General features: G+C 36.1%; 3 protein-coding genes. 1 reads left to right on the top strand and 2 read right to left on the bottom strand.

Features of this window, described 5'->3' with window-relative positions:
• Both BSF42_RS22135 and BSF42_RS22130 read right to left on the bottom strand, forming a co-directional pair.
• Positions 1–2,915: PA14 domain-containing protein (locus tag BSF42_RS22135; RefSeq protein ID WP_216360300.1), on the bottom strand; the 2,915-nt coding region annotated here is incomplete at its 3' end.
• 407 nt (positions 2,916–3,322) lie between these two features.
• Positions 3,323–3,805, bottom strand: a complete 483-nt coding sequence (locus BSF42_RS22130; RefSeq protein ID WP_095955271.1) for a regulatory protein RecX — start codon at positions 3,803–3,805, stop codon at positions 3,323–3,325.
• A 279-nt stretch (positions 3,806–4,084) separates the two neighbouring features.
• Here BSF42_RS22130 and BSF42_RS22125 point away from each other — a divergent pair.
• Positions 4,085–7,889, top strand: a 3,805-nt coding sequence (locus tag BSF42_RS22125) for a DUF642 domain-containing protein (protein ID WP_141248497.1), incomplete at its 3' end; no start/stop codon positions are given.

Here is a 7,889-nt window from a genome sequence, read left to right as displayed (position 1 = left end):
GTCTCCATAACCATTTTTCCATAATAGTCGATGGTCCACTTTCCTGCATCTGAATCGTAATATTGATATTTGTCCCAAAGAGTATTTGGTGATAAATCGTGCATTGTAAAGCCAGGTTTTGTAACTGGCATTGAATAGTATGTAAGGTCAAAAAGACGTACAGAAGTTGTTCTTTGAATTTCAAAAGCAGTTGAATTACCTGTAAACATAGTTTGGCTGGTAGTTGTTTGAAGTAATGATCCGCCGCTTTGTACTAATAATTTTCCGCCAGTTCCTACATTTATATCTTCATCAACCGTTAATGTAACACCCTTTGGGACTGTCAGTGTGTACGTTGGATTAACAGTACAAGAACATACCGTAATATCTGAGGACAATGTTGTATTTGAATTGATTTGGATTGCAGTGTTAGGGTTAACAGTTCCTGTTCCGTTATAAGGTGTGAGTACTTTTAAAAAGTTTATCCCAACATTTGCATTACCACCATCTTCTCTTAAACGCACTTCTACTTTAGAGCTGCTATTTAGGGTGTAAAGATCTCCATTGTTTATCAAAGCAGGGTTGTTATCCCAGCCTGATCTCTCAAATTTCAAAACCCCATCTATATAAATTTGAATAGCATCATCATAATGCGCACGTTGGATTTGATATTGACCACAAGGAAAACCTTGGCGTTTGTATGATACTGTAAAGTTATCATTTGGTATTGCAGCTCCCTGCCAATTTGTAGCTGTAGATGGTGAGGCAGCTGTATTCCAATAATCTCTTGAATTTATGTTTAAGTTCGGTTCAACGTAATATCCAGCGTATACTGCAGTTTCTAAGGTTATGTCATTTTTTAGATATCCGTAAACATTCCAAACTTTGTCACCATAAACTGTCGGGTCACCTTTTGTTAAATCAAATGAAAATGTAGCTCTTGCATCACCTCCATTTTCATAATATTCGATAACAAATTCGTGAGAACCTGCTGTTAAGTACTTCGATGCAACATCGGTAGTATAACCATGGTCATTCCAGCGAGTTATAACTGATTGGTTATCAATGTAAAGTCTAATTCCATCATCGCCTGCAAGGACCATATAGTAATTCCCAGCTTCGGCAATTGTGGTACGCATTTTATATCGCACTAAAAACTTATTAGTCGGAGCGGCTTCGCAAGGAATAATTGTAGTAACACCGCTAATAGCATTAGCCCCCATATTTCTGTCAAACGTTTTGTTTTCTGTTACGGTTCCAATATAGGTAGCAATTGAAGTATCGGGTAAAGTACTTGGGTTAATTGGATTTGGAGCAGTATTTCCTGTCCATTTGTAAACATATCCGATCCATGATTCAGTTCCAAAAGAAGTTTGGTCGCCAGTTGGTGCACAAGGAAGAACTTCGTCAGCGCCCATGTAAGGTTTAACTCTTGTTTCTCCATCTATATCTGTTGTAACTGCAGGAATAGCAACTCCAATTAAGTTAGCGTTGGCAGTAACATCTTGAAGGTGATAATCTGAAGTAAACGCTGGTAAAATAATTCTAGAATTAGAGTCAGAAACAGCTGTATTCCATGAAGCAGGTACGGTTCCTGCTGTAGTTGCAGAATATTCAGTTCCATTTATTCTATTTTGAAAATTATTACTAGCATTTGTTACATAGTAATCATTATTGCTAATTTGGCCTAAAGTTCCTCCATTATTAAATACTGCATATTGTTTGTTAGTCTGCGTATTAACAAAAATATTGTTTCTAATATTAATACCAGAACCACCAGAAATATATAGACATGAAGCATACGCTGTACCAGTTGGAGCTCCACTTCCGATAATAGTATTATAATATATATTTGTTGTACTACCAGATGCTATATGGATATTGTTCCCTTTATTGTAGAAATTTCCATTGTTTGAGTCCGTAGTCGTATTATAGACATTGCTTATTATATTGTTAGCAATGGTGTTGACTCCGCTGGACCTACTCACAATACCCGCTGTAAAATAAGAATTATTGTGTACATTATTAACAATATCATTTATGTAATTTCCTGAAATAGTTCCGTAACTTGTTCCTATAAGAACAATTGCAGCGCCATCATTCCCTTGGTTTTCAGTATTTCTAATTCCAGACAAAGTATTGCCAGAAACTTCATAATTTAAAGCATTTGATAAATAAATTGCTCTAACTGGTTTTTCGGCAACAACCGTACTTCCAATTTTATTTCCCTGTATTTTCCATCCTGTTGGAGAATTTGCTGAATTTACTCCGTTGATATTAACACCATCCTTAACATTAAACATTTCATTGTTTATAATGGATATGTTTGAATTTGCGCCTGTATTTTCTTGAACACTAATTGAAGTGTTTCCTCCAATCCCATTACCCCCAGAATAAACCCCGCTTAAAAGAGTTAATTGTTGGTTTCGAGTTGAAAATCTAAAATTACTATTCTTAACTGTGATATTTGAAGAACCAGTTGCTCCGTTGCTTGCTATCCAAATTATCGCTCGAGCAGTATAATTTAAATTATCATTATTTACTAAGGTTAAATTTTTAGTGTTTAAAGTCGAATTACTACCGTCGATTGTTATGTTACTTGTACCATTAAATCTAAAGACTGCCGGAACACCGTTTGAGGCATCAGGCATATTTGCATTTATTGTTATGTTCTTTCCTGCATTTGGTTTAATGATAACGCTATTAGTTGCAGTTGTATTAATCTGATTAATAGAAAGTAACGAAGTTATTGTCTGATTCTCATCAAGTAAAAACTTTACAGGTCCAGAAACTCCAACATTGTTTAATCTAGCAACTGCAGCTGCAAGAGTTCTAAAATTCGGATCACTATGTGCAGAACTGATGATGTAATCGCCGTTTAGTTGGGCAAACCCTAAAAAAGGCAAAAATAAAAATAAAAGTAAAGTTTTCTTCATGCTTAAATGTTTTCTATCAGTTTGTTATGCTGGCATAATAATTAGTGCCCGCGCAAATATAAAGACATCTACGAGCTAGAAATAGGTAGGGTTTTCAGAATGGGGAGTTATTCGATGAGTTGTTAAAATACTCGATGAACTACATCGTAAAAAATAACAATCGAGGTGATTTCTTATAAAATGTTAAAAAAATATATAAGAATAATCGTAAAATTTAACGTTTTTAAGGGGGTGTTTTTGAGCTTGTTGACCCAAAAACGTCTAGTTTGCTATGAATTACGCAAAAAAGGAATAATTTACAACCAAAAGTAGTTTGAAATTCTGTAGGGTATTTATAGTACTTTTGAGCTGATAAAATGATTTATAATTAGCTGGAAAGCTGTTCTTTTTTATTGAAAAATGGCAATCTATTTTTTTTCCAATTCCTGAACTTTTTCGTACACTAAATTACTTTCATAACCTCTTCGAAGGATGTAGTCGCAAAATTTCTTACGTTTTTTTAAAAGATTGGTTTCTATCAAATTGTTCCAGCATTTTTCTGCTAGATTTTCAAAAGTTTCGAAGTATTCTTCTGCTGAAATTTCTTTTAAGGCTAAAGTGATATTCGTCGACGATATATGTCTTGCTTTTAATTCGTTTGTAATCCTAATTTTCCCCCACTGTTTAATGCGATGCTTTCCTCTTGCAAAGCTGCAGGCAAAACGAGTTTCGTTTAGAAAATTCCCTTCAATAAGTTGTACGATAATTACATCAATTTCGTCTGAAGTCATTTTTAAGCTGTATAATTTAGCTACAACTTCGTCATGACAACGCTCCTGATAAGCGCAAAAATGTTCTAATTTTTGTAAAGCTTCTTTGATGGTAAAAGTATCTTTCGTCGGGTTTTTCATTCTTTTTAACGTTTAAAAGTGATAATGCTCAATTAGTTATAAAATAATTCTAAAAATTGTTAATATATTCTAAAAAGAATTAATTTATAACCTTGCGTATTAGGCTAATTTAAATATTTTTGTACGCGAATTTAAATGTTTATAACTGTACTAAAAGTCAGGATTTTAAAGTTTGAATTCGAATTAAAAAACAAAGGCCACACTTCTTTTAGAGTAAATATTGCCCTTTTTGCTTTTAAGCAGCCCAAAAACAAATTTAAAACAAATACCTACTAAAATATGATGAGAAAACTACTTTACTCGTTTTTATTAATTATTTTTTTGCATACTGCTGGTTTTGGCCAATCTATTTGGAATAATCCAATTACAGGTAGAAATCCAAATACATCAAATCCTTACACTACCGGAGACGTGAAAAATCCGAATATCTCGGTATCAGGTATTCGCAGAGGTTCTGGGATTTCTGGTGTTAATGCTAATGACATATACAGTGCATCAGGGTGGACGAATTCAAATAGTATTAATTCATCAGATTATTTTGAGTTTACAATAACTCCAAATTCAGGTTATGAAATAAATTATACAAGTTTTGAATATAATGGAAATGTTAACGTAAATGGACCGTCAAGATTTGTATTGAGGTCTAGTGTTGATGGTTATTTGGATAATATTGATGGAGTAAAAAGCGGTACAACGAATAATAGTTTTTCCTTTGGAAATTTATTCGAAAAAATTACGACAACAATAACTTTCCGATTATATGCATATAGATCTGGGGATGCTAATGGTAGTGTTTTTAGTATTGATAATTTTCAGTTCAGCGGTACAGTTATTTGTCCAACTGTAACTACATCAAATGCAGGTCCTGATCAAAATAGTAATGGTACATTTACATTGGCCGCTAATACGCCATCTGTTGGTACTGGAGCATGGACAATTGCGAGTGGTCCCAGTACATCACAAAGTCAGTTTAGTAGTACTACCAGCCCAACGGCTGTATTTACTCCCGTGGGAACAGGAACATATATCTTAAACTGGACAATAAGCAACGGTTGTAATACGCCGTCTACAGATCAGGTTGTTCTTGTTGCAAATTGTGTTAGCAACTTAATAAAAAATGGTGACTTTAGTGGTGGTACTACAGACTGGACCTATGCTACTGCATTAGGTAATAGAGTAGAAATTAATACAGAAGGGACTTACTTTACTAACAGCAATCTTGATAATACTGCAGAATTAGATTCAGAAGCATCACTTAGGCAAGTTGTAACAGTTGTTCCTAATACTCCCTATACATTAAGTTTTTTATATGCCAAAAGACCAAATGCTCCAACAAACGTTGCAGTTTATGTTAGGTTATTAGGAGGTTCAACTGCTACAACAAGTTATGTTACGAACAATTCTACTACTCCTCAAATAGGTTCGTTGACTTTTACGCCAACAGGTTCTTCAATTGCGGTTGAATTTTATAATCCACAAAATCCAGGAGCAACTTTAGGTTCTATTGTAGACAATATCGTGTTAGTACCAAGTTCTCAGGTAACTCCAATTGCCACAACAGTACCTAAGGGAAATTTTAGAACCTTAACTGCGTGTGCAGGTGTACCCGTTCAATTAGACGTTGATAATGTTCCTGCTTCCGGTGTAACTTATGCTTGGTCAAGTACATCTCCAGGAGCGGTATTTTCATCAACTACTATTAAAAATCCAACGATAACTTTTTCTGCAACAGCAACAGGAACTCAAGAAGCAACAGTTGTAGTAACTTCATCGGGTGGTTGTGCAGGAGCTCCTTCGAGCACATACGTTTATTTAAATGCTGCTCCGGTGGTTTATAATGTAACGGGCGGAGGATCATATTGTGTTGGAGGTACTGGATTTGCAGTAGGTTTGAGTGGTTCTACTACGGGGGTTAGTTATCAATTGCGTTTAGATGGAGCTATCGATGGAGCTCCACGTACAGGAAACGGATCTCCAATTAATTTTGGTGTTAAAACAGCACCAGGTATCTATACGGTAGTTGCTACAAATCCGTCACCGAATAGTTGTGCTATAAGTATGAGCGGGAGCGCAGTGGTTGTAGTAGATCCAATTTCTGTTGGAGGAAACATTGGAGGAGGAACAACTGTTTGTACAGGGACAAATAGTACTACTTTAACATTAAGTGGTCATACAGGATTAGTTACAAAATGGCAATCTTCTCCGTCTAGTACATTTGCATCATCAATTACCGATATTTCAAATACGACTACCTCACTAATAGCAACCAATTTGACTGCTACTACTTATTATAGAGCAGTAGTTACAAGCGGGACATGCAGTACTGCAAATAGTGCTGTGGCAACGATAACCGTAAACCCTATTCATACTATTAGTGCTGGATCAGACCGAAATTTGTGCCAAAACACAGCAATGACAAATATTACGATGACATTAGGAGGTGGTGCTACAGGAGCAACTGTTACAGGTCTTCCTGCTGGAGTAACTAATTCAGTATCTGGAAATACTTTAACAATTAGCGGAACTCCGACGGTTAGTGGTCAATTCACTTATAATGTTACTACAACTGGAAATTCTTGCACTGCTGCAACCACAAGTGGTATTATAACAGTTGGTATAGGAAATAATATTATTACATATGCAAATGGGACATCCGGATCTATTTGTGTAAATGCTGCAGAAAATAATGCTACTGCTGCAGATTTTATAGCTCCAGCTGGAACTTATTTTAACAATGTAAGTTTTGCAAGCTATGGAACAGCAAGTGGGAATTGTCCATCTTTTTCACTAAACTATACATGTCATGCTGCAAGCAGTCAAAGTACAGTAGAAAATGCTTTGTTAGGTAATTCGGGTACGATTAAAATTCTTCCTAGTAATACTGTTTTTACAGATCCTTGCGTTGGAACAGTGAAAAGTTTAAAAGTAATTGCAAATTACTCACAAGCAATCTGTCCAGGAACAACAGCTCCAACAATTTTAGGTAGTACTCCAACTGGAAATGGTACTTACACTTATTCTTGGGAAAAAAGTACTACAGGTTTAGGTGGGAGTTTCTCTCCTATATCTGGTACAAATTCAAAAGATTATTCTCCAGGAATCTTAAACCAAAGTACTTGGTTCAGAAGAACAGTGACTTCTAATGGCTGCAGCAATACATCCGCAGTGGTATTGGTAAAGGTAAACCCACGACCAACAGCTGCGGTAAGTGGTACAACAATTATTTGTAATGGTGCAAGCGCAACTGTTTCTGTTGCATTTACAGGTACAGCGCCTTGGAACATATCATATACTTATGGAGCGATATCAGGTACTTTTTCTACCAGTGCAAACCCTTATACAGTGAGTGTTAGTCCAACAAGTACAACAACCTATGCTATTACGGCTTTAAGCGATGCTAATTGTACAGCAGTAGCTGCAAGTATAACTGGGAATGCTGTAATAACCGTTCGTTCTCAATTTACATCAGGAGCAATAAGCACAACAGGAGAGACAATTTGTTCTGGAGGAACTCCTTCTCAAATTGGTAGTGTAACAGCTGCAAGCGGTGGTGATGAAGCAATTACATACCAATGGCAGGCAGACGGTGTAAATATTACTGGAGCAAATGCAGCAACATATACACCTCCAGCTGGATTAGCAGCAACAACAGTTTATAGAAGATTAGCGAGTGATGGGACATGCAGTACAACACCAACAGCGTCAGCAGGAACATGGACTGTAGCAGTAAACCCACTTCCAACTGCTCCAACGGTAACAAAAGACAGCAATATAACTTGTGAAAGTTTAGGAAGAGTTACGCTTACAGGTTTACCATCAGGAAGCTGGACAATTAATCAAACAGGTGTAGCATCACAGACAATTCCTGGTACCACAAGTTCCAGAAGTATTACAGGACTAGCAGCAGGTACTTATTATTTTACTGTAACCAATGCTTCAAATTGCACTTCTAGTCCAGTAGTTCCTATTACTATAGTAAATCAAACATCTACAACAATCTGGAATGGTTCAGCTTGGTCAAATGGAGATCCAGATAGTTCGAAAACAGTAATTATAAACTCTGCGGCAAATCAGCCTTTTACAG

It is taken from the genome of Flavobacterium sp. ACN6, assembly GCF_002304005.1.
GTDB lineage: Bacteria > Bacteroidota > Bacteroidia > Flavobacteriales > Flavobacteriaceae > Flavobacterium.
This window is presented reverse-complemented; position numbering and strand designations above follow the sequence as displayed.